Raw genomic sequence first — 22,747 nt, 5'->3', positions numbered from 1 at the left:
TACCCATTCGGTGCTTGGCCGGGCGGGACTCAATGCGAGTCAAATTAATGCGAACGATAGGACCCGGCAGGCCCAAGATAACCCAATTTCATCATTTCACCTCTTGGTGTGTGTTACCTGGCGACCTGGCGCAGCAAAGAGTAAAAACCCGGAAAGGAGATGTCAATGCAGGCACTATCGGCAATCATTGTTTCGCCCTGAGCAAAAAGGCCGCAAATGGCCATCGCCATGGCGATGCGATGATCGTGGTAACTGTTGACGGCGGTACCCCGCAGGTTAGTTGGCCCTTCAATTTCCAGTCCGTCAGGCAGTTCGCAAATTTTAACACCCATTTTCCGCAGTTCGCTGGCCATAGCGGCCAAACGATTGGATTCTTTGACCTTGAGTTCAGCGGCCCCCTTAATGCGTGTCACACCCTGGGCTAAGGCAGCCGCAACGGCCAAAACAGGAATTTCATCGATTAAACGGGGGACGATCTTCGGATTAACTTCTGTGCCCTGCAGGGTCGCACCTTGGATGATAAGGTCGCCGGTTTCTTCACTGCCGCTGCTGGATCGATTGTCTATTTTAATATCTGCCCCCATTTGGCATAAAACATCAATAATTCCTGTTCGGGTAGGGTTAAGTCCGACATTTTTAATAACTAACTGCGAGCCGGGCTGAGCGGCGGCGGCAACGATGAAGAAAGCAGCTGAGGAAATATCCCCCGGTACTTTAAGATACTGTCCTTCTAAAATGCCACTGCTGACCGTAACAGCCGTGCCCCTGCGTTCCACAGGCATACCGAAATGGGCTAACATGCGTTCGGTATGATCCCGCGACAGGATTGGTTCTTGCACAGTGGTTTGATCAGTGGCGTATAGTCCTGCCAGCAGAATGGCCGATTTTATTTGGGCGCTGGCTACGGGAGTTTGCCAGGTAATACCTTGTAAAGTGCCGCCCCGGATCACTAAGGGTGCGTATTTTCCCGCTACCCTGCCATCCACATGGGCTCCCATTTGCTTTAAGGGCAATGCTACCCGGTCCATCGGACGCTGCCGTAAGGATTGGTCGCCGGTGAGAATGCTTAAAAAATTTTGTCCGGCCAAGATACCGGACAGCAGCCGCATGGTGGTGCCGGAGTTTCCCGCATCCAGTATCTCCAAGGGTTCTTGTAAGCCGTAAAGTCCCTTGCCTGCTATTTCTAACCCTTGCCCCTTTGGTATGATATCAATGCCCAGGGCCCGAAAACAGTGGATGGTGCTTAAACAGTCCTGTCCGTCTGAAAGACCCTCAAGCATACTTTTTCCTTTGCTGATGGCGGCCAGCATAACGGCTCGGTGCGAGATGGATTTATCACCGGGCACTGTCATCGTACCAAAGATTTTTCCGATTTTATGGATAATCAGCATGGATGAAAACCTCCTTAGACACAGGTAACAACAAAGTTTTGGGCTGCCAATAATTGTGTGGCAAAGGACTGTTCCTTGGCAGTGGTAAAGCCGATGCGAAGGGCCCCCCTGGCGTTGTCACGTACATGCAGAATTTCTATTTCCCGGATATTTAAATGGTGGTCACCGACAATCTTGGTTAATTGGCCGATAATTCCCGGTCTGTCTTGAACATCTACGATGATGTTATAAAGAACGGGTAAATAATCCTTGCCATGCTTGGGTAGACCATCGCGGATTAATTTGGCCCTCTGGAAAAATTCAAGCAATTTGGCTTGATCTTGCTCCCGTACGATGTCTTTTACTTCGGCCAGTATATTTTCGATGGTTTGCAGTGCCAGCAAAACTTCTCGCTTGTTATAAATTAAAATATCCTTCCAGAGATCAGGGTTGCCAGAGGCAATGCGGGTGGTGTCGCGAAAGCCGCCTCCAACAAAGGCAGAATGACGAAGGGAGTCGTTGCCGGCCAAGGTATTGGCTAATAACGATGCCAATACATGGGGCGCATGACTTATTTGTGCCACAATACGATCATGTTCAGCCGGCGATATCAGGACCGGCAGAGCACCCATGCTTTGGATGACCTCCATCAAGGCGGCCATAACCGGCTGATTCTCTTGCTTGGCCGGGGTTAAAAAATAATAGGCATTTTCAAATAAGTAAGGGGTAGCTGCCGGAAAGCCTCCCTTTTCTGAGCCGGACATGGGGTGTCCGCCAATAAAAGGTACCGTCGGTGGAAGATGCTGACAGGCTAGGTCATGAATGTGGGTTTTAACACTGCCCACATCCGTAACGACCATCTCCTGATCACCAATGATACGGGCCATTGCCTGAAAGGTTTCTGGATAAGCACCTAAAGGTATGGCCACAATAACCAGCCCCGGATAGCCAAGGGCTGCCGGCAGGGTTTCTGCTGCAATGTCAATGGCGCTGGCCCCTAAGGCTCCGTAGAGGTTTTCCCTGTCTAAATCAAAACCGATGATCTTGCCTGGAAAGCCGGAATTTTTAAGGGCCAAGGCCATGGAACCACCAATTAGTCCCAGGCCAAGAATCATAATATTTTTAAAACTGTTCATAATTACCTCGCTGTGTTATTATACTGTGCCCATCATTTTGAAGACAGAGGACATGAGGGAGCCAAATTTTTGGGGTTTTAGGGATTGGGCTCCATCGCATAAGGCCTGTTCCGGCTGATGATGCACTTCGATAATCAGTCCGTCTGCCCCGGCGGCTATGGCAGCCTTGGCTAAGGGTTCCACCATGGACCATTTGCCGCAGGCATGGCTGGGGTCAACAATAATGGGCAAATGGCTGAGCTCTTTAACCGCCGGAATCAGGCTGATATCAAGGGTATTTCGGGTATAGGTATCAAAGGTTCGGATACCTCGCTCACATAGGATGACATTGTAGTTGCCGCCGGCCATAATGTATTCCGCGGACATCAGAAATTCTTCCAAGGTAGCGCTTAGTCCCCGTTTTAGCAGAATGGGTTTCGTGCTTTTGCCGGCTCTTTTTAGCAGCGGAAAGTTCTGCATATTCCTTGTGCCAATTTGGATGACATCTGCATAGGCCTCAACCAGATCAAAGGTTTCCAAGCACATCACTTCTGTTACAAAGGGCAGGCCGGTGGCTTCCCTAGCCCTGGCCAGTATCTTTAGTCCTGTTTCCCCTAAGCCCTGAAAACTGTAAGGTGAGGTGCGGGGTTTGTAAGCCCCGCCCCTCAGCATAGAGGCCCCATGACTTTGCACAAGGGTGGCTGTTTGGATCATTTGCTCCTCACTTTCCACCGAGCAGGGTCCTGCGATGACGGCCCTGTGGCCGCCGCCGATTTTACAACCGCCAATTTCAATGGTGGTATCGGAGGGCTGGAAGGTACGGCTGGCCAGCATATAGGGCTGTTGAATGTTCATTACTTTTTCAACATATTGGTTGGTTGTGATCGCTGTCAGGTTCAGTTTGCTGGTATCTCCGGTTAAGGCAAAAACACTTTGCTGGGGTCCGGCAACAAAGGAACTTTCTACTGCCATTTGCAGCAACCCATGGTGAATTTTCTCCACTTCTTCCTGCGGGGCCTTTGATCTGAGAACAATTAACATAACGTTACCTCCTAAGAAATAAATAATGCGGATACGACATAGCCCGAACCAAGGTTAAAAATTAGAAGCGGAAAATGCCCTACTGTGATTTTTGCAAGGATTCAAAAAAAAGAAGAGGCTCTTAGAAAGAACCTCTTCTTAAGCGTATCCAGATAAATATAAAATCCCTACGCTGGGTTTTTTATATCAAATTGGTCACGGCTAGGATTCTTTAAAGAGTTTGTCAGGTATAAGGTTTTTTGGTGAAGGCAAAATAACCAACGCTAAAGTAATAGCCTTGGGTAAAAAAGTTGCACCAATAACCGTTTTGCGGTTGACTGATTCTCATAACGATTGACATGATTGACCTCCTGTAAATCCGAATTTTGCCACACGAGTTTAGTAAAAAAAGAAGAGGCTCTTGATCAAGAACCTCTTCTTTGCTGTATAATCCGATAAATAAATATAAAGAACCTAATAAAGATATTTTATATCATTCCAGCGTGCCAGAGATTCCCCCAAAGGATTTGTCTTTTATACAGTTTTTGGTGAAAGCAAAATAACCAACGCTAAAGTAATAGCCTTGGGTAAAAAAGCTGCACCAATAACCGTTATCAAGTTGACAAGCCCGTTGTTTATTCTCTAACATGATGTTCACCTGCAATAATTTTTTAATATTGTTATCGGACATTATATTATTAATGTGTGGAATTGTAAACAATTTTTGTTATTATTTTTTTCTTGACTTTTCGGGAAAGGAAGTTATACTTTGTACTTAACAATTGTTGAATAAATTAAATTCGATGAACAGGAAGAGTAGGCAGCGAACTTAGGGAACAGAGAGCCGGCGATGGTGTGAATCCGGTGCCACGGTTGCTGTTGAATGGACCTGGGAGAAGTGAGGCGAAGTTGCAGTAGCCGTAACCGGTAGTCTACCGTTAAAAAGACAGGGTATCGAATTTTTTCCGTACCTGGCTAAGATGGCTGTATTTAGGTGGCACAGCGGATGCGTAAGCATTTCGTCCTAAGGGATGAAATGCTTTTTTTATACCGGAGCGTCGAACTGTCTGTTTTTTACCTGAATACCGGCTGCATTTGGGTGGCACCGCGAGCGCAACTCGTCCCATGGGATGAGTTGTGCTTTTTTATGTTAAGAAAGGAGCGGATAGCTTGATCCATCCCGAAAAAACGGAATTTTTAAAAGGCAAGGCGGCAAATTTGCTTGTGCCGGTAATGTTGACCTTTATGGCCGACGAGTTAACCCCCATCAGCTTGTTTTACAGCTTAGAAGGGGAGCGTAAGTTTTTGCTGGAGAGTGCGGAAAACGGCAAAAGATGGGGACGTTATTCCCTGTTGGGGTGTAATCCCTATCGGACAATTTACAGCAGCGGGGACCGGGTTACCATCGAAGAAAAGGGCAAAACCACGGTAAGTCAAGGCCAGTTGCTCCAAATTGTCGAACAACTGATGCCGTCCGTGCAGGATCACGGCAGTGGTGAAATGCCTCCCTTTATGGGTGGTGGAATCGGTTATCTGGGCTATGATTACAGCCGTCAATATGAAAAAATTCCGGATCAAAACTTTGATCAATTACAAACCCCGGAAGCCTGCCTCATGTTTTATCAGGAAGTTATGATTTATGACCATTACCATCATCTGGTTCACCTGGTATATAACGTCAGGCCGGATCAAGACATAACCTATGAGGCAGTGGTTGAGCGGCTGAAATTAAGGCAAAGCAGGCTGAGAACCAGGAACCAGCTGCATCCCTTGGCGGCATCCGAGGGTCCATTGCGGATAAGGGCTGGCTGCACCAAGGAGCAATTTTGTGACAAAGTCAGAAAGGCAAAGGAACACATTCAAGAGGGAGATGCATTTCAAGTTGTTCTATCACAGAGGTTTACCATTGAGACAAGTGCAGACCCCTTTGTGGCCTACCGCAAACTACGTGGGCTGAATCCGTCACCCTATCTTTTTTATATTGATTTTGGCACCTATCAGGTGGTGGGTGCCTCACCCGAGAGTCTGGTTTGTGTCCAGGATAAGTTGGTCAAGACAAACCCCATTGCCGGCACCCGGCCCCGGGGTCAGAATCCGGAGGCAGACGCAAGAATGAAGGAAGAACTCCTGAGCGATGCAAAGGAGTTGGCTGAGCATGTGATGTTAGTGGACTTGGGAAGGAATGACCTGGGTAAAGTAGCCTGTTTTGGCAGTGTCAAGGTTGAGCGGTGGCTGGAGGTGGATTTCTATTCCCATGTGATGCATCTGGTTTCCACCGTAACGGGTCAGCTGCGGCCGGATCGGACTGGTTTTGATGCGCTGATTGCCTGCTTGCCGGCAGGCACTGTTTCCGGTGCTCCTAAAATCAGTGCCATGACCATTATTGATGATTTGGAGGAGGTGAGGCGTGGCATTTATGCCGGTGCGGTGGGGTATCTGGCTTATACCGGCAACCTGGACATGTGTATTGCCATTCGCACCATTGTTTTTAAAGACGGGCAGGCCTATGTTCAGGCGGGAGCGGGCATTGTTTACGATTCGGTGCCGGAAATGGAATATCAGGAAACATTAAACAAGGCCATGGCCTTAAAGGAGGTGTTGGCGTGATTATCCTCATCGATAATTATGACTCCTTTACCTATAACCTGTACCAGGCCTTGGGGGAATTATACCCAGAGGTTGAAGTGGTCAGAAATGATGCCCTGTCAGTCCAGGCGGTTGTTGCAGCCGGGGCCAGAGGGATTGTTCTGTCCCCCGGACCGGGCCGGCCCGAAGAGGCAGGTATTTGTGTGGAACTGGTACGTAAGCTGGCAGGCAAAGTACCGCTGCTGGGGATTTGCCTTGGCCACCAGGCCATTGGTGCTGCCTATGGTGCGTCCATTGTAAAGGCGGACCAGGTAATCCACGGCAAGGCTTCGCCGGTGCTGCATAACGGTCAAGGGTTGTTTGCGGGAATGCCCAACCCCCTGCGTGCAGCCCGCTACCATTCCCTGGTCATTGAACGAAAAAGCCTGCCGCCGGTGTTGGAGGTTACCGCACAGACCTTGGATGGGACCGTGATGGGCATGAAGCACCAGGCCTTTGAGGTATACGGTCTGCAGTTTCATCCGGAATCCGTGCTGACCGAGCAGGGTAAGGTGCTGCTGCAAAACTATCTGGGTGTTTGGGATGAAATGAATCAGCAGCAGAGCTGAGATGAGCGGAGGAGATAGCTTGTTACAGGAGTTATTTAAAAAAGTAATTCGTAAAGAAAACTTAACCGAACAAGAAGCAATGGCGGTCATGGAGACAATCGTCAGCGGCAAGGCAACTGTCGCCCAAACCGCGGGGTTCCTTGTGGCACTGGGCAGCAAGGGAGAAACAGTCGATGAACTGCTTGGTTTTGTCGGAGCAATCCGGTCCAGGGCAATACCGATTGATTTGCCCGGTGATAGTATTGATACCTGCGGTACCGGCGGGGATGGCGGCAGGACCTTTAATATCTCCACGGCCGTGGCCATCGTTGCCGCCGCCGCCGGGATTAAAGTGGCAAAACACGGCAATCGTGCGGTTTCCAGCCGGAGCGGCAGTGCCGATGTGCTGGAGGTGTTGGGCATTAATATTGGGCTGGCCACCAGGCAGATGGTGCATTGTATCAATGAGGTGGGGATCGGATTCCTGTTTGCGCCAAGCTATCATCCCGCCCTGCGGCAGGTTGCCGGCATCCGACGGGAACTGGGAATTCGTACGGTGTTTAACCTATTAGGCCCCCTGGTTAACCCGGCAAAGGTTACCGGACAGGTGGTGGGTGTTTATGACCGCAGCTATACCCGGCCGGTAGCCGCAGTCCTGCAACAAATGGGAGTCCGGCGGGCGCTGGTGGTGCATGGTGCCGATGGGCTGGATGAAATTACGACGACGAATATCACCTTTGTTAGTGAAGTGCGGGGTGAAAGGATCACCGATTATACCATTGACCCCCGTACCTATGGCATTAAATATGCCCCAAGTGCCGCTTTGGCCGGCGGGGACGCAGTGGAAAATGCGGCGTTGATTCGCCGTGTCTTGGCAGGAGAATTAACGCCGGCACGGGACATCGTATTGTTAAACAGTGCGGCGGCCCTTTGGGTTGGCAATGCCGCCGGTGACTTAGGAGAAGGAATAAAAATTGCCGCAGGCTTGATTGACTCGGGTGCAGCCTCAGCTAAGTTGGATGCATTTATTAAAAAAAGTCAGGAGTTGAGTGCATGATTCTCGATCAAATAGTGCAGCAGAAACAACAGCAGGTTGCCTTGCAAAGGGTCCAAAAACCGTTGCCGATATTGCTAAAAGAACTGGAGCAGGTCAAACCGGTGCGTGATTTTACGGCGGCAGTGCACGGCAAAGCTGAAATGAGCGTGATTGCCGAAATCAAGCAAGCTTCACCGGCTAAAGGGATGATTCGTAAAAATTTTGACCCGCCGGAAATTGCCGCAGCCTATACCAGGGGCGGTGCCAAGGCCATTTCTGTCTTAACAGAAACAAAGTTCTTTGGCGGCAGTGAAGAATTAATTGGCCTTGTCAAAGGCGTTACTCCCTGTCCGTTATTACGGAAGGATTTTATCATTGATCCGTATCAAGTTTATCAATCGCGGCTCCTTGGGGCGGATGCAATTTTATTGATTGTTGCCGTCCTGGGCAAGCAAGTTAAGGATTTTTGCCGACTGGCCACCGAGCTTGGTTTAGCTTGTCTGGTGGAGGTGCATGACTTAGCTGAACTTGAACTGGCTCTTGGGGCCGGGGCAAAAATAATTGGCATAAACAACCGTAATTTACATGATTTTAGTGTTGACTTGCGGACCACAGAGCAACTGGCAACACAGATTCCCGAGCCGATTGTTAAAGTCTCGGCCAGCGGCATAAAAACCGCAGCAGACATTGTTTATCTAAAAGCTTTGGGTGTCAATGCAGTTCTCATTGGGGAAGCCCTCATGCGGGCCGGGGATCAGGCAGCCGCCTTAGCCAAGTTGAGGGAGGCTGGCGTTAATGGTTAAAATTAAGATTTGTGGTTTGCGACGGGAGGAAGATATTGCCTTGGTAAACAGCCTGGGTGTTGATTATGCCGGCTTTGTTTTTGCCCCCGGTCGGAGGCAAATCGATTTGAGTAGGGCAGCTAAATTAGTAGCTAAGTTGGCAAAGGGAATCAGCAAAGTGGGGGTGTTTGTGAATGCTCCCCGGCCGTTAATTGAACAGCATGCTGCGGCATTGGGTTTGGATGTTATCCAGCTCCATGGGGACGAGGGGCCGGCTGATACACAGTATCAGCAGTTAGTCTGGAAGGCCTTCCCGGTCAGGGATGCCGAATTTAAGCATCGGCTAAGCCGCTATACAGTGGACGGAATTCTCTTGGATGCACCGGCGGGCGGGACCTATGGCGGGAGCGGTCGGACATTTGACTGGTTGCTTACCCAAGGGATAAATTTAAGAGTGCCATTGATTCTCGCCGGTGGCTTACAGGCGGCAAATGTGGCGGAAGCCATGCGAATTGTTCAACCTGCGGTGGTTGATGTGAGCAGCGGCGTGGAGGTGAATGGCTATAAAGATTTTTCCAAGATGGAACAATTTGTCGAGAGAGTGAGGCAGCATGCAGATAATACCAGGTAGGTTCGGTGAATTTGACAGGATGAATTTGTTAGCATCCTTACCCCACGAATTTGCCATACCCGTTTGGTGAAAAAAAGAAGAGGCCGTGAGCAAGAACCTCTTCTTTGCTGTGCATCCAAATAAAATAAATATAAAAAATTAATAAGTAGTAGGATGATCACCAGACATAGTAAGCTGACGCCAAGAATTTGACGTCAGCTTAGTTTTTTATGACACAAAACCACAGGATCTTTAATTAAGAATTATGTCAATAGGGTTGCAAATATAACATATTGATTAATAATGGATTACACTATAACGAGATCTCTTCCCTTATATTAATAAGAATGATAGAATTGCTCAAAATATCATTTGTTGGTTCTGGGGAAATTTTATGAAGAAATGGATGGGGTATAAATGGAATTATATGTTGCCAGGCAACCTATCTTCGATAAAGGTCTAAATTTATTTGGCTATGAGTTACTGTATAGATCTGGTCTAAGTAATTACTATTCTAATTTAGACGGTGATCAGGCCACGTCTGAGCTGATCCTAAATAGTATGATGGTCATTGGCTTTAATAAATTGACCAGGGGCAAAAGGGCATTTGTAAATTTTTCCAATAATCTGCTTGAACAAGATTTTGCAACGATACTACCAGCAGAATCCACGGTCATAGAAGTATTGGAAGATGTCGAACCAAATGAAAAATTAGTGAATGCCTGCAAGAGACTAAAAAGAAAGGGTTACCTTATTGCCCTGGATGATTTTGTGTATCAAAAAAAATATACACCTTTGATTGAATTGGCAGATATAATCAAAATTGATTTCCTAAACACAAGCCGAGAGGAAAAAGCTCAAATCATTAAAAGGTTAGCCAATTATAGAATTAAATTCTTAGCGGAAAAAATAGAAACCCATGAGGATTTTAAGGAAGCGGTTAAATTAGGATACACCTATTTCCAAGGTTACTTTTTCAGTAAACCGATCATATTGTCGGGTAAAAATATACCAACCCACAAATTGATTTATTTTCATATTTTACAGGAGATAAATAAACAAGATTTTAGTTTTGAGTCAATAGAAAGACTGATCAAGTCAGATCTCTCTCTCTCATACAAACTCCTCAAAATGATAAATTCCTCTGCCATTGGTTTAAGAACACAAATCCAATCCATCAAACAGGCATTAACCCTTTTAGGCGCAAAAGGGTTGCAACGGTGGTTATTATTGGTAGCAATTAAGGGTTTAGGAGATGAGAAACCAAGTGAACTTTTTTCAATGGCCTTAACAAGGGCATATTTTTGTGAGCAGATGGCACCAAAGGTAGGGTTAAAGGACAGGAGTTCAGAGCTTTATTTAATTGGGATGTTATCCCTAATTGATGCCATCCTAGATAAACCATTAGACGAAATTCTCGTCGAATTACCGATCTCAGAAGATGTAAAAAAGACTTTATTGGGTGAAAGCTCCATATTAAAAGATACTTACGAGTTGGCCGTTTGTTATGAACAGGGTATGTGGCATAACTTAAAACAGCTGGCTACTAAATTAAATTTAAAAGCCAAGGATATTATTGATACTTACTTTAATGCGCTTGATTTATCTCACACGATAACTGAATAAGATGGGTTATCTAAAAAAGCTATTGCAAAATGCAATAGCCTTTTTAGATGGTTTGATTGGTCGGGATGACACGATTTGAACGTGCGACCCCCTGCTCCCAAGGCAGGTGCGCTACCAAGCTGCGCCACATCCCGGTATGTTTCACTGACAAAAGCTATTTTAGCAAAAAAGTTTGCCACTGGCAAGGCTTTTTCGAAAATATTAATTTAAATTATTATTCCGGGTTTCTAAAAAGAAAAAGCCCAGCTATTTGCTGGACGGGAGAGATAGAACTCACCAAAGCGGAGTATTAATAGTATGAGCAAATATAAATATAATATACACTAAAATGTGGAAAAAAGGGTAAGTTGTCAATAATTATAGGAAAATAATGGTCATAAGCTGGACAACACCTCGATATATATAATAAAAAAGGTTGCCCAGAGGGGGTTCCAGCAGATGTATCAAAAGAGAGCTTCTATACTAGTTATGGCAATTTTGGTTTGGTTTGCTTTTTCAACCCAGACAATGGCTGAAGAATCGATAACTAAACAGGAAAATGAAAAGTACTCAAAGGTAACCAGTAAGATCTTTATGATAGTTGCTGATGGCTTACAGGATGAAACCTTGCAAAAGACCTCTGCTCCTAATATTAACGGCTTAGCCACAACCGGGATTAGGGCTTCTAAGGTCATTTCGGTATTTCCAGATACAAGGCAGGCTGCAGTGGCATCCATCCTAACAGGTATGCTGCCGGATAAACACAAGTTTATACAGGCAGGAGACATACTGGAAGGTAAGTCTATTCAAGCATTTATGGAGGAAAAGCAAATTAACACCTGTTTTTATGGTGCTGAAGGGGATATAAAACATTTGCTGGCAGAGGGGGGGCATAACTGTATAGGTCCCTTTGATAGTAAAGATGAATTGGTTATTGATAATTTATTAAATGAGTGGACTGAGGAACAATCCTACATGAATATTATTCTTTTGCCGGAACTTCGCGAGTCTTACAAGAAATATGGGGTAAACAGCAATGAATATAAAATGGCGGTTACCAAGACCGATGCCCAGATCGGTCGTCTTTTAAAAAAATTACACGATGAAAATATCTACGACAGCTCGATGATTGTTCTTTGTGGTACCCTCGGTGCACCACCACTTATTATGAAAGGTTTACCCTTTAAAAGTGGGGGAACAATACCACCGATAAGCATCTGTGATGTTACCCCGACCATTGCTTATTTAAACGGAGTGAAGTTAGACAAGAATGACGGGTTGGTATTGTGGAACGCCTTTAATGAAACCACTGGCCAGTCCGGTGAATACATGTTACAAGAAAGAATTAAGGATCTCAGTCAAGCCAATACTCATTTACAGGAAGAAATGACTCGGTTACAGGAAGAAAAACTTCGGGTAAAGTCTGAGCAGGAGATCGTGGCCAGGGAAAAGGAAGATATCCAGGAGCAAATTGCTGAAAGGGATCAAAAGATAGAATCTCTAAAAAATCGTATTGACATGTATCATATTTTTGCATTAATTATCATAGGGGCAGTTGGTGTGGGTTATCTGGTACTTTATAAATTACTGAAAAAAAGATTCCTGATGTTTTAATACAGACTTATGGCCATGGGCAATTGCACATGGCCAATTATTTATAGGTTAACGATTTTTTCTTTTATGGCATAAAGGGCGGCCTGGGTACGGTCAACCACACCAATCTTTTGAAATATATTTGTTAGGTGATTTTTAACAGTCTTTTCACTGATATATAAGGCATTGGCAATGGCCTTATTGCTTTTGCCCTTGGCAACCTGTCTAAGAACTTCTATTTCTCTTTCCGTTAGGCATTGGCGTTTCTTTTCTGTTTTACTAACTGTGGCAAGTCTGCTTAACTCAGCCAGTACCCGGGATGTAAGAGAGGGGGGAATAAAGGATTCTCCACGGGCAACCCCCAAAATAGTCTTGATTAGCTGATCGGGGTGAACATCCTTCAAGATATAACCGGAAATACCATATTTGATAAGCTCAAAGAGATAATCCTCTTGATCGTGGATAGTTAGAGCAATGATGCCTATATTTGTTCTATTTTCCTTGATCAGCCGACAGGCTTCAATACCATTCATCATAGGCATATTAATATCCATTAAAACAATATCTACTGAATTTTTGGCACAAAATTCTACGGCCTGTTGTCCGTTAGATACTTCACCCACCACTTGTATACAAGGCTCAATGGATAAAATTTTCCTTAAGCCTTCCCTAATTAAAACATGGTCATCCGCTATAAGTATTCTAATAAATTTCATTGCTTTACCTCCCAAGTCAATCCTTGACCCATGGAAGGCTATAAAAACTCTCAATAGGTAAGGATTAGTTAGTTTTTCAATGGTAAATAAAAACGAATCTCTGTCCCTTTACCAGGAGTTGAGTTAAGCATCAGGGCACCCTTTAAAAGTTGTATCCTTTCCTTCATCCCAAGCAGTCCATAGCCACTTCCGTCTTCTCGGGGTTTAATGCTGCCTACGCAAAACCCACAACCATCATCAATTATAGATACGTTAATTCTTTTGGAAATTAGCTCCATTTTTATAATAATCTTTTGGGCTTGGGCGTGTTTTTTTATATTTACCAGTGCTTCCTGAATAATTCTAAAGACAGCTACCTCCATTGAGGGATCAAAACGTTGTTCCGTGCCTATGAAGTTAAAGTCTACCATCAAATTATTTTGTGTCTGAAAGACTTCGAGGTATTTTTTAACCGCGGGAACAAGTCCAAGGTCATCTAATACCATTGGCCTGAGATCAAAAATAATTTTTCGAAGGTCTTGTAAGCTTTGGCGAACAAGTTGTTGCAAGGAAACTAACTCACCGCCAACTTTACTGGGGTTTATTTCCAATAATTTTGAGCAAAAATCAGTCCTCATAACGATATGGGCCATCGATTGGGCAGGGCCATCATGGATTTCCCTGGCCACTCTTTTCCTTTCCTCTTCCTGGGCACGGATAATCGAAAGGCCAAGCTGTTTAATATCGTACAAATCTGTCAGTTTTTCACTTACTCCAGATAAATCGTTGCTTAGGAATTGTAGTGCTACACTAACCTGGGAAACTAATTGTTCCGCACGACTTGCGGTATCTTTCATACGCTTAAAGGATATCTCAAGGTGATCCCGTTTAAAACGCAGGGATTTTTCTTCTTCCCGAAGCATTACTAACTTTAACTGTGTAACTTGGGCCCTTTCGTAGGCTTCTTTAATATCTTCTTCTTTGTAGCTACGAAAATCTCTACTGACATCCATTAGACGGATCCTCGTTTTTCGTTCCTCAAGTTCAAGTTTATTAACTTCATCAATGATTATGAATAAGCGGCTTCTTACTTCTTTAATTTCATTTTCCAGTCTTTGCAACTCCATACGGGCGGATTCTGCAATGTAGTAGATCTGTTCTTTGCTTTGATTTATCGTTGAAATCGTCTCTTTAATAATCTTATCTAAAATCTTTATGTCAACAACCATACTATGACCTGCTCTTTCTTTATTTAACTAAAATAATTCGTGGCACAAAACGGAATATCCTGCAGTTTTTTACTACTTAACTCGGGAATCTGTTATTTGGTAGTACGGAAAAAGAGCAATGCCTCAGCACTGCCCTTTAGAAAATATCGAGGTTATACAGACTAAAATCTTGATCATCCTCTTCCTCTTCCTGTTTCTGCGACAAATGATTGAGAAGATGATCTGCTAATTGCCTTTGTTCGTCATGCGGTAAAGTTTTAATATGATCAAATATATTATCTGTGGACATAGCGACACTCCCGTTTTTAGTATATAATAACCTATTGTTGTATTTTTTATTTTGAAGGGAGTTGTAACTTGCTATTTGTAATTTAGGAAAATCGTGTTATAAGGCTTAGATGAAAGAGTAACGCTAATCAAAACAGATAAGCCCAGATTTTAATTAACTTTGTCGAGAAACTAATGTGGACAAGAGTATAAATTTTGCCATAATATATTTGTAAGGGATATGAGGGGGTTGGGGGCATGTCACAGAATAATAGACGGGCTCTAAAAAAAGAATTTGATGCTACCAACATGACCGTTTATTTTGGTTCAGCTATTTTTTCTGGGGGAATTACGGGAATACCTAATTTATTTCTTAGGTATTATCGGGATGTTGGCATTACTGATTCGGAAATGATGTTAGTTATTCAGTTGTTAAGGCTTCGCAATGAAGAAAACCTATTAATGCCAAGCCCGGAGATACTGGCCAGTTGCCTTTCTGCGGAGCCGGTTCAGATTGAAAAACAAATCAAGGGATTGCTTGACAAGAGGGTAATAGGTATAACGAATTACTATATTGGAGAAGAGGGTATTGTAAAACAAGGGTATGATTTTGAACCCCTTGTCTTTGAACTATCGGAAGTATGGGCTCTTAACCAGAAGAAGGAACTGGATAAAATTTCAGAAAAAATACATAATCCAGGTGGTAAGGCTTATACCAATGAGGAGCTGGGTGCTGTTTTATCTTCCGGAGAACAAGATCTGTGTCATGCCTTTGAAAATGAATTTGGCAGGCTTCTTTCACCCATGGAGATTGAACAAATTACCATCTGGTTGGATGATCATGAGGTTGAGTTAATATTAGAAGCATTAAGACAGGCAGTAATACGAGGTAAACATAATTTCAAATATATCGGCAGCATCCTAAGGGAATGGCATAAAAATAATATTAGAACCATTCAAGAAGTAGAGAATTCTCAACGTCAGTTTGAACAAAATAGACTAAAACAGCAACTGCCCAAAAAAACAGGGGCAGGTACGGATGTTAACAACCGAGCGGAATTAAAGAAAAAAACTTTAATGAGATCGATGTATAGTTAATCGAATCTTTGAAAATAACGCCTTAGGGCGTTTTATTTTTTTATCGAAGTAAGCCAACTCAGCCATCCGCTTTCAGCTTATGGGGGTGGAAGATTTTAAATAACATTGTATTATTCAATCATTTAAATTTATTTCTCCTTTCTTCCTCAATGTATATTCTTTACAAAATTGTACAAACTATCTGATGGGTAAGAAAGGAGGAATTATGAACAAGAAGTACCGTAGAATCGCCACATTATTGGCGGTTTTGGTAGCAGTCACCTCAGGGTTTATGGGTGCTACAATAGCTGTGGGAGGGACTAGCGACGGTGCCGGCGGTTTAGAATTTGAAAATTCCGAATCGGGTCAATCTTATTCTGAAATAAGCTATAAAGTTAAACCAGGGGATACCCTGTACCAGGTGTGTAAAGATTATCATGTATCACTTGGTCAATTGATGCGTGCCAATAATCTAAAGAATACTACAATATATCCAGATCAAAGTCTTATTATTCCGGCAGTAAATATCTCATCCTACGGTATGGTTCTCTCACGGGGAGATGTATCCAGAGAGGATATTAAACTTTTAGCGAGGCTTATTCATGCCGAGGCTAGAGGGGAATCCTATTTGGGTAAAGTAGCTGTGGGGGCAGTTATACTAAATCGTATGCAAAGCCCTGATTTTCCGAAAAGTATTCGGGAAATTATTTTAGAGAAAAACCATCGGGTGTACCAATTCTCACCGGTTCAAGACGGCTCGATTAATCTCGAGCCAGATGAGGAGTCTGTGAAAGCAGCGGTAGACGCATTAAGTGGACAAGATCCTACTGGTGGTGCTCTATTCTTTTATAATCCGGTTATTGCCACAGATAAATGGATAAAAACACTACCTGTCATTACCCAAATTGGTAATCATGTATTTGCCACAAGGGCAACCAAAGTATAGAGTCAAAAAAAGGGTGTCGCAATACTACGTTTTAGTAGTTAGCTACACCCTTTGCTATTTATCAGGGAATTTTTGGTACGGAGAAATTACATAGCAATTTTATTCAAAGGAAACAATAACAAAGATTCAATAGTAAGTATTTTAGGAGGGAAAAAATGCAACGTTATCGGCTTTTACTCCTAATCGTTTGTTTTGTTATTGTTTTCATGTGGGCTGCTGGTTGTTCAAACATGGGACAAACCGTTACAGACATTCCTACCCCTTCCAGAATTGTCGATGCTAATAACAAGCTAATCACCACGATATCCCAAACCAATCAAATTCCGGTAGAATTTGATCAAATTGCACCGGAAATGCGGCAAGCAATAATTGCCATCGAAGATTATCGCTTTTATCAGCACGTTGGTATAGATTTTAGAGGATTAGCCAGGGCAGCTTTTATAAATTTGCGCAACCTTAGTATTGTTGAGGGTGGCAGCACCATTACCCAGCAACTGGCTAAAAATTTATATCTAGGGCCGGAGCGCACCCTTGGCAGGAAAATAAAGGAATTATACTATACCGTTCAATTAGAGCGGACTTATACAAAGGATGAAATATTAACTTTATATTTAAACAATGTTTACTTTGGTCAGGGAGCCTATGGCATTGAGGCCGCTGCTCAAACATATTTTGATAAACACGCCAAGGATTTAACCCTAGGAGAGAGTGCACTACTGGCAGGACTACCAAAGGCGCCTAGTTATTATGCACCCACAACCAACTTAAAGGGAGCGAAGCAAAGACAACAGGTAGTTTTAAACAGAATGTTGGAATTAGGTATGATTACCCAAGACCAAAGGGATCAAGCAGTGGCAGAAACCATTGAACCCCAGGCCAAAACAGAATATTTTCGGCAGGCACCTTACTTTGTGGCCGAGATTGTTAAGCATTTTAAAAATCAATATCCCGACGGTATGGAATTGCTTTATTCCAGTGGTCTAACCATTCAAACTACACTGGACCTGGATATGCAGAGGGCTGCAGAGCAGGCGGTTGTTGAGCGTTTAGAACAAATTGATCCAGAAATTGAGGGGGCCTTGGTTGCGATTGATCCTGAGAACGGCTATATTAAAGCCATGGTTGGAGGGAGAAATTGGCAACAGTCTCAGTATAACCGAGCTTTAGCTAAATCTCAACCTGGCTCATCCTTTAAGCCATTTTTGTATACAGCAGCCATTGGTTCAGGATATACAGCAGCTTCAACCTTTTTTTGCCAACCCACTACCTATCCCGGTGGTTACACACCGAAGGACTATAAGGGTTTCCATTATCGGCCCTTTGTCCTCAAGCAGGCCTTGGCGATTTCAGATAATGTAATATCCGTTCAATTGGCAGATCGTCTAGGCCCCCAGGAATTGGTGCGCTATGCCAGGGCCATGGGCATTGAAAGTAAGTTGGATCCCTACTTATCGCTTGCCTTGGGTGCCTCAGAGGTAACACCCTTGGAAATGGCTGTTGCCTTTGGACCTCTTGCCAATGCCGGTATTCGTACTAAACCGATGTATATCTTAAAGGTGACGGACCCTTCAGGCAGGGTTATTGAAGAAAACCGACCACAGATCTCTAAGGTTATTGATGAGAAAGTGGCTTATATTGTAACGGATATGTTGCGGGCAGCTGTTCAACCAGGTGGTACAGCGGCGCAGTTATCCAGAATTGTGTCAAGGCCAGTGGCAGGGAAAACAGGAACCACGGACCAAACTACAAATGCCTGGTTTGTTGGTTATTCTCCGGAGTTAGTGGCTGCAGTCTATATAGGATATGATGATAAGACGAGGCATGTTGGGCTAACAGGTAGTGATATTGCTGCACCCATTTGGGGTAATTTTATGGAAAAAGCTTTAGAAGGGAAAGAAGCAAGGGATTTTATAAAACCAGAAGGGGTAATAGAGGCCTATATTTGTGGTTATGATGGGCTTCGAGCCTCGGCCTTATCCAGCAGTACAATGGCTGCTTACTTTATTAAGGGAACGGAACCACAAATTCCATGTTTTGGTGACTTTTGGTGGGGTAGCTCTGGGAATAAGGATGAGGAGGCTGCACCGGAGCAAAATCAGAGTCCTGAAATACCAGAACAAGGACCAGACGATGATGGGTAAGACAAACAGCAGTAAATTAAAGGATAATTAAACACGGTTATCTTTTGCTTTTGCTCAGGATGAAACAAAAAAGGGAATGTCGCTTATACTTAGTTGCGACATCCCCGATCATCTTTATGGACCCATAGCCACCATGGCTCCCCTTATTCCGCGGCTCTCTCGGCCAGATAACAATTTTCACAATAGCTGTTTTCTAGCTCTTCCTCGAAGACCATTTTAGATTCATGCATTTCCTTGCCACAAACACAACAACTAGACATTGATGTACCCCCTGCCTTTATAAATAGCTAAACCTATTATTTACATAAAGTAGCTAATTATACGGAGATTGGTTTACCGTCATCTTTGATAGTTTCGCTTGTAGCGTGACAATCAATGGTACATATTGTACTAAAAAACTTTAACCCTAGAATTTTCTAGGGTTTTTTATTGACATGAAATTGCATGTTACGTTATAATTACAGTTGCTTCGGGGCGTGGCGCAGTTTGGTAGCGCGTTGGTTTCGGGAATCAAAGGCCGCAGGTTCGAATCCTGTCGCCCCGACCAAATGAAATGACCTTTTGGTTTTGAATAGTTCAAATTGGACTAAACAAAATCGAAGGTCATTTTTGTTGCCCAGAAGCCTTGTGCGATAAGGCTTCTGGGCATTGCTATATAGTTTGGATGTCCAATTTGGATATTACCGAAAAAGCCGAAACCAGAGACGAAAAACTGGAAAACACGGTTTTTGAACCACTTGTCCATCTTGGTGCCTGTGGCCCATCGAATTCTGGCACGATTGAATTGGACAACCTTGTGTAAGAAGTCCTCTTCAACCGGCACACGGAATTCGTCAAAAATAAACTGCCATAAAGCCACCGTCAATGACGATTGCACGCAGTTCACCCAAGTAGTAATACACAATAAAAACCATGTCCGGAAATAGCCAGACATTTAGAAAAGGCGTGGTATAATGAAACCAGTATTTAGCAAGAAGGCGAAAATATTGGTGGCAAACACTGCTGAATTGTATGCCGCGTTCAAGGCAAAGGACGTATGGTTTGACGGACGCTTTTTTGTCGGCTATCGTCCACGGGAATATACTGCCGCCCGGTATGCAGGGCAAGGCAAACCAAAGCCTAAAACTGTACTTTTTATCACACAGCAGCGGAAGCGGAACAAGCCGGATACCGCCCCTGCCTCTTGTGCAGGCCGGAGCTTGCCCCTGGCACTTCCGTCACCGACGCCACCGCCAACTTGGTTTACCGGGCTGTAAAGTCGTGTCATACGGGCAAATTGGCTGGATGTTGGGACGGCCTCATTCAGCGCGTGCGGTTGGGCAGGCAATCGGGCATTGTCCGAATGAGCTACCGTGGCATCGGGTGGTACTGTCTGATGGTTCGATTGCCAAAAGCATGCACGCTGATTTGCGAAAGGCGATGTTGGAAGCAGAAGATATTCCTTTTGTATCCGATGATCGTGTGGATATTGCCAAATGCCGCTGGCGCGAATAGTAAATACCAAAACATAAAGGAGCAGCACATGATTCTCAACATCAGTGGCAGAACCGATATTGTCAACTATTATTCGGATTGGATGTTTAAACGGTTTGCGGAGGGATATGTCTTTTCGCGGAACTCCCTGTTCCCCAATTCGGTCAGACGGTATGAACTGTTGCCCGACAAAATAGATTGCCTGATCTTTGGCTCCAAAAACTATACCCCTGTCCTCGACCGCATCCATGAAATCACGGAGCGGTTCAACACCTATTTCTACTACACCATCACCGCCTACGGCGAGGACATAGAACCGGGTATTCCCGATATTGATACAAGCATAAACACTTTGCTTATCCTTTCCGATATTGTGGGCGCGCAGCGCGTCGCGTGGCGTTATGACCCGGTGTTGCTCACAGAACGCTATACCGTAGCGCGGCACTTGGAAACCTTTGAATACATGGTGAAACGGCTGGCCAGTCACATCGACCGCTGTATTTTTAGCTTTGTGGAGATGTACAAAAAGCACGAAACGAACCTGCCAGAACTGATTCCTATAACAGCCGATGAAATGGACGAAATCGCGCGGGGACTTGGCGGGATTGCCGCAAAACACGGCCTTATTTTGCAGACCTGCGGGCCGGAGGAAAACTACGCCCGGTATGGCATTCAGACCTCCGGCTGTGTAACATTAGATATTTTGGGACGGGCGAATGGCCTCCAATTTCGTGACATCAAGCACAAGGGTTTTCGCAAGGGCTGCCATTGCATCGAAAGCCGGGATATTGGCGCTCTCAATAGCTGTCTTAATGGATGCAAGTATTGTTATGCCAATAAAAACGTGCAACTGCCCCGTGAGAACTATATGCTCCACGACCCGGATTCACCGTTGCTGATCGGCCATCTGAAACCGACTGACAGGTTGGAACCCGGCGCACAGAAAACCTTTTTGAAGCGCGAGGCATGGTATGGGCGATAACAGTATTTTGAATATGGAAGCAAAGAAATCGAGTATTTGAAGGCGAAAGATGCGGCTTTGGGCAAGGCCATTGACGAAATCGGGCATGTGCAGCGGGAGGTCATTCCCGATCTGTTCATGGTGCTTGTTAACTCCATCATCGGGCAGCAAATATCCACAAAAGCGCAGGAAACGGTTTGGGCGCGCTTTCAGGCCATGTTTGACCCTGTAACGCCTGAACATATTCACGCAACCCCTGCCGAAGAACTGCAAACCTGCGGCATTTCCATGAGAAAAGCCTCGTAGTATTATGGATGGCAGTTTGGACTTGGCGCAGCTTCAAACATGTCCGATGAAGATGTATGCAAACGGTTGAGCCAAATCAAAGGCGTCGGTGTCTGGACAGCAGAAATGCTGATGATATTTTCTATGCAGCGCATGAACGTGATAAGCTGGGGCGATATGGCGATTATCAGAGGGTTGCGGATGTTGTATCACCACCGGGAGATTACGCCGAAGCTGTTTGCCAAGTATAAAAAACGGTACTCTCCATATGCGACGGTGGCAAGCCTTTACCTGTGGCAGATTTCACACGGCGCCTGTGAGGGGCTTGGCAAGCAGGAGCCATTGCGCCTGTTTGAGCAGCCTGGATACGCTGTTGCGAAACAGGAATCTACCGCCATTGAGGTGTCATTAAAGGCATGGCTTGCACTGACCAATACCCCTGAACATACCGGGAAAGAAATAATTGCCTTGCTGGAAGATGATATGCGCGGAGGAACTTCTACCGGGTTTGCTCCATATCTAAAAGACGGCGAAATCTATTTTGAACAGCGGTGTCTGCCGATGATTGGCATAAAACAGAACACCAATGTATAGAAAGCAGGGAATAGTATGGTTTTAGTAATATTTGAGGTCACGATCAAAAAAGACTACATGGACGGCTATCTTGCGCTGGCCGCCAATCTGAAAAATGAACTTATGAAAAGCGAAGGTTTCATACGGTCAGAGCGTTTCTCCAGTCTTGTTAATGAGGGGAAGCTGCTCAGCCTGTCGGTTTGGGAAAGTGAGGAAGCGGTCAGCAAATGGCGCAATCAGGCAGAGCATCGAATGAGCCAAAAACAAGGACGAGATTCCATGTTTGAAAGCTACAATATCACGGTTACTTCAAAAATCCGCAGTTACAGCAAAGATGATCGGTCAGAAGCGCCGGAGGACAGTAATGCGGTTTTCAACTGCTAATCTTCCATCTCTTAGGCAGCTTGAAATGACCTTCAGGTTTTGAACAGTTCGGATTGGACTGAGCAAAACGGAAGGTCCGTTGGAATATTTACCTACTCAGTATATTATGAAATTCATAAAAGGTAAGGGATACGCTGGCGTTGAATATACCAGCGCGATGGGAACAGGCGGAACGAATATTGCTGTATTCGATGAGTCGTTATTTGAATGCACATCTGTTCATAATGTTAAAATAAGGGAAATTGAGTGTTTGTATGAGGCCTTTACACAAGCAAAATAGAACCATGCTGCTAGAATAAAAATAGGACAACCAAAATAGAGATTTTTCCTAGCTTAGTGTAAAATTAAAACTAACTAGGAGGAACTGTTTAATGGGAAAGCATAAGAAACAATACAGTGCTGAATTCAAGCA

At 44.5% G+C, this 22,747-nt stretch carries 23 protein-coding genes, 2 tRNA genes and 1 other annotated feature; of the genes, 18 read left to right on the top strand and 7 right to left on the bottom strand.

The window, feature by feature from the left end; translation table 11 throughout:
* Positions 1-113: 113 nt before the first annotated feature.
* From aroA to aroF, 3 genes are read right to left on the bottom strand one after another with little or no spacing between them, the layout of a single operon-like run.
* The gene (gene aroA, locus V6C11_RS16080; protein WP_333532215.1) at positions 114-1,391 is read right to left on the bottom strand and encodes a 3-phosphoshikimate 1-carboxyvinyltransferase; all 1,278 of its coding nucleotides are present in this window, start codon (positions 1,389-1,391) and stop codon (positions 114-116) included.
* Between the two features lie 14 nt (positions 1,392-1,405).
* A complete protein-coding gene (locus V6C11_RS16075) occupies positions 1,406-2,506 on the bottom strand; it encodes a prephenate dehydrogenase (protein ID WP_333532214.1) in 1,101 nt (366 codons plus the stop codon).
* Positions 2,507-2,524: 18 nt separating this feature from the next.
* Positions 2,525-3,526, bottom strand: a complete 1,002-nt coding sequence (aroF, locus tag V6C11_RS16070; RefSeq protein ID WP_333532213.1) for a 3-deoxy-7-phosphoheptulonate synthase — start codon at positions 3,524-3,526, stop codon at positions 2,525-2,527.
* A gap of 773 nt (positions 3,527-4,299) precedes the next feature.
* Positions 4,300-4,634, top strand: a binding site (T-box leader).
* 41 nt (positions 4,635-4,675) lie between these two features.
* Here aroF and trpE point away from each other — a divergent pair.
* The 6 genes from trpE to V6C11_RS16040 all read left to right on the top strand — a co-directional run bounded on the left by trpE (position 4,676) and on the right by V6C11_RS16040 (position 10,732).
* Entirely contained in the window at positions 4,676-6,112 is a 1,437-nt protein-coding gene (gene trpE / locus V6C11_RS16065; RefSeq protein WP_333532212.1) for an anthranilate synthase component I, read from the top strand.
* Positions 6,109-6,699: an anthranilate synthase component II gene (locus V6C11_RS16060; RefSeq protein ID WP_333532211.1), complete on the top strand. Its 591-nt coding sequence runs from the start codon at positions 6,109-6,111 to the stop codon at positions 6,697-6,699. Before trpE ends, V6C11_RS16060 begins: the two co-directional genes overlap by 4 nt.
* A gap of 19 nt (positions 6,700-6,718) precedes the next feature.
* Positions 6,719-7,735: an anthranilate phosphoribosyltransferase gene (gene trpD / locus V6C11_RS16055; protein ID WP_333532210.1), complete on the top strand. Its 1,017-nt coding sequence runs from the start codon at positions 6,719-6,721 to the stop codon at positions 7,733-7,735.
* Positions 7,732-8,517 (top strand): indole-3-glycerol phosphate synthase TrpC, encoded by a 786-nt coding sequence (gene trpC, locus V6C11_RS16050; RefSeq protein WP_333532209.1) that lies wholly within the window; start codon positions 7,732-7,734, stop codon positions 8,515-8,517. Before trpD ends, trpC begins: the two co-directional genes overlap by 4 nt.
* Positions 8,510-9,127 carry a phosphoribosylanthranilate isomerase gene (locus tag V6C11_RS16045; protein ID WP_333532208.1) on the top strand — a complete coding sequence of 206 codons (618 nt, stop codon included), beginning with the start codon at positions 8,510-8,512 and terminating at the stop codon, positions 9,125-9,127. The genes trpC and V6C11_RS16045 overlap by 8 nt, the downstream gene beginning before the upstream one ends.
* Positions 9,128-9,523: 396 nt before the next feature.
* Complete coding sequence (locus V6C11_RS16040; RefSeq protein ID WP_333532207.1) at positions 9,524-10,732, top strand: EAL and HDOD domain-containing protein; 1,209 nt, start codon at positions 9,524-9,526, stop codon at positions 10,730-10,732.
* Between the two features lie 57 nt (positions 10,733-10,789).
* On the opposite strand, the gene V6C11_RS16035 is transcribed toward V6C11_RS16040, so the two are convergent.
* A tRNA-Pro gene (locus V6C11_RS16035) sits at positions 10,790-10,866 on the bottom strand.
* Between the two features lie 304 nt (positions 10,867-11,170).
* Here V6C11_RS16035 and V6C11_RS16030 point away from each other — a divergent pair.
* Positions 11,171-12,325, top strand: a complete 1,155-nt coding sequence (locus tag V6C11_RS16030; RefSeq protein ID WP_333532206.1) for an alkaline phosphatase family protein — start codon at positions 11,171-11,173, stop codon at positions 12,323-12,325.
* 41 nt (positions 12,326-12,366) lie between these two features.
* On the opposite strand, the gene V6C11_RS16025 is transcribed toward V6C11_RS16030, so the two are convergent.
* The 3 genes from V6C11_RS16025 to V6C11_RS16015 all read right to left on the bottom strand — a co-directional run bounded on the left by V6C11_RS16025 (position 12,367) and on the right by V6C11_RS16015 (position 14,517).
* Positions 12,367-13,020: a response regulator transcription factor gene (locus tag V6C11_RS16025; protein ID WP_333532205.1), complete on the bottom strand. Its 654-nt coding sequence runs from the start codon at positions 13,018-13,020 to the stop codon at positions 12,367-12,369.
* A 68-nt stretch (positions 13,021-13,088) separates the two neighbouring features.
* Complete coding sequence (locus V6C11_RS16020; RefSeq protein WP_333532204.1) at positions 13,089-14,228, bottom strand: sensor histidine kinase; 1,140 nt, start codon at positions 14,226-14,228, stop codon at positions 13,089-13,091.
* Between the two features lie 136 nt (positions 14,229-14,364).
* Positions 14,365-14,517, bottom strand: a complete 153-nt coding sequence (locus tag V6C11_RS16015) for a hypothetical protein (RefSeq protein WP_333532203.1) — start codon at positions 14,515-14,517, stop codon at positions 14,365-14,367.
* A gap of 236 nt (positions 14,518-14,753) precedes the next feature.
* Between V6C11_RS16015 and V6C11_RS16010 the strand changes: the two genes are divergently transcribed.
* From V6C11_RS16010 to V6C11_RS15960, 11 genes are all read left to right on the top strand, one after another.
* Complete coding sequence (locus V6C11_RS16010; RefSeq protein ID WP_333532202.1) at positions 14,754-15,593, top strand: DnaD domain-containing protein; 840 nt, start codon at positions 14,754-14,756, stop codon at positions 15,591-15,593.
* A gap of 205 nt (positions 15,594-15,798) precedes the next feature.
* Positions 15,799-16,518 (top strand): cell wall hydrolase, encoded by a 720-nt coding sequence (locus V6C11_RS16005; RefSeq protein WP_333532201.1) that lies wholly within the window; start codon positions 15,799-15,801, stop codon positions 16,516-16,518.
* Between the two features lie 155 nt (positions 16,519-16,673).
* Positions 16,674-18,659, top strand: a complete 1,986-nt coding sequence (locus V6C11_RS16000; protein ID WP_333532200.1) for a transglycosylase domain-containing protein — start codon at positions 16,674-16,676, stop codon at positions 18,657-18,659.
* Between the two features lie 470 nt (positions 18,660-19,129).
* Positions 19,130-19,206: transfer RNA gene (locus V6C11_RS15995), tRNA-Pro, on the top strand.
* 126 nt (positions 19,207-19,332) lie between these two features.
* Positions 19,333-19,461: a hypothetical protein gene (locus tag V6C11_RS15990; protein WP_333532199.1), complete on the top strand. Its 129-nt coding sequence runs from the start codon at positions 19,333-19,335 to the stop codon at positions 19,459-19,461.
* A 482-nt stretch (positions 19,462-19,943) separates the two neighbouring features.
* Positions 19,944-20,153 carry an MGMT family protein gene (locus tag V6C11_RS15985; RefSeq protein ID WP_333532328.1) on the top strand — a complete coding sequence of 70 codons (210 nt, stop codon included), beginning with the start codon at positions 19,944-19,946 and terminating at the stop codon, positions 20,151-20,153.
* Between the two features lie 28 nt (positions 20,154-20,181).
* Positions 20,182-21,114 carry a DUF1848 domain-containing protein gene (locus V6C11_RS15980; protein ID WP_333532327.1) on the top strand — a complete coding sequence of 311 codons (933 nt, stop codon included), beginning with the start codon at positions 20,182-20,184 and terminating at the stop codon, positions 21,112-21,114.
* Between the two features lie 36 nt (positions 21,115-21,150).
* Positions 21,151-21,399, top strand: a complete 249-nt coding sequence (locus tag V6C11_RS15975) for a hypothetical protein (RefSeq protein WP_333532198.1) — start codon at positions 21,151-21,153, stop codon at positions 21,397-21,399.
* Between the two features lie 39 nt (positions 21,400-21,438).
* Positions 21,439-21,972 carry a DNA-3-methyladenine glycosylase family protein gene (locus V6C11_RS15970; protein WP_333532197.1) on the top strand — a complete coding sequence of 178 codons (534 nt, stop codon included), beginning with the start codon at positions 21,439-21,441 and terminating at the stop codon, positions 21,970-21,972.
* Between the two features lie 15 nt (positions 21,973-21,987).
* Positions 21,988-22,335, top strand: a complete 348-nt coding sequence (locus V6C11_RS15965; protein WP_333532196.1) for an antibiotic biosynthesis monooxygenase family protein — start codon at positions 21,988-21,990, stop codon at positions 22,333-22,335.
* A gap of 79 nt (positions 22,336-22,414) precedes the next feature.
* Positions 22,415-22,615, top strand: a complete 201-nt coding sequence (locus tag V6C11_RS15960; protein ID WP_333532195.1) for a hypothetical protein — start codon at positions 22,415-22,417, stop codon at positions 22,613-22,615.
* Positions 22,616-22,747: the final 132 nt, after the last annotated feature.

The sequence above is a fragment of the Desulfotomaculum sp. 1211_IL3151 genome (assembly GCF_036763075.1).
In the GTDB taxonomy this organism is placed as follows: Bacteria; Bacillota; Desulfotomaculia; order Desulfotomaculales; family Desulfotomaculaceae; genus Desulfotomaculum.
Note: the sequence above shows the minus strand (reverse complement) of the source record. Positions and strands in the feature narration are given on the sequence as shown.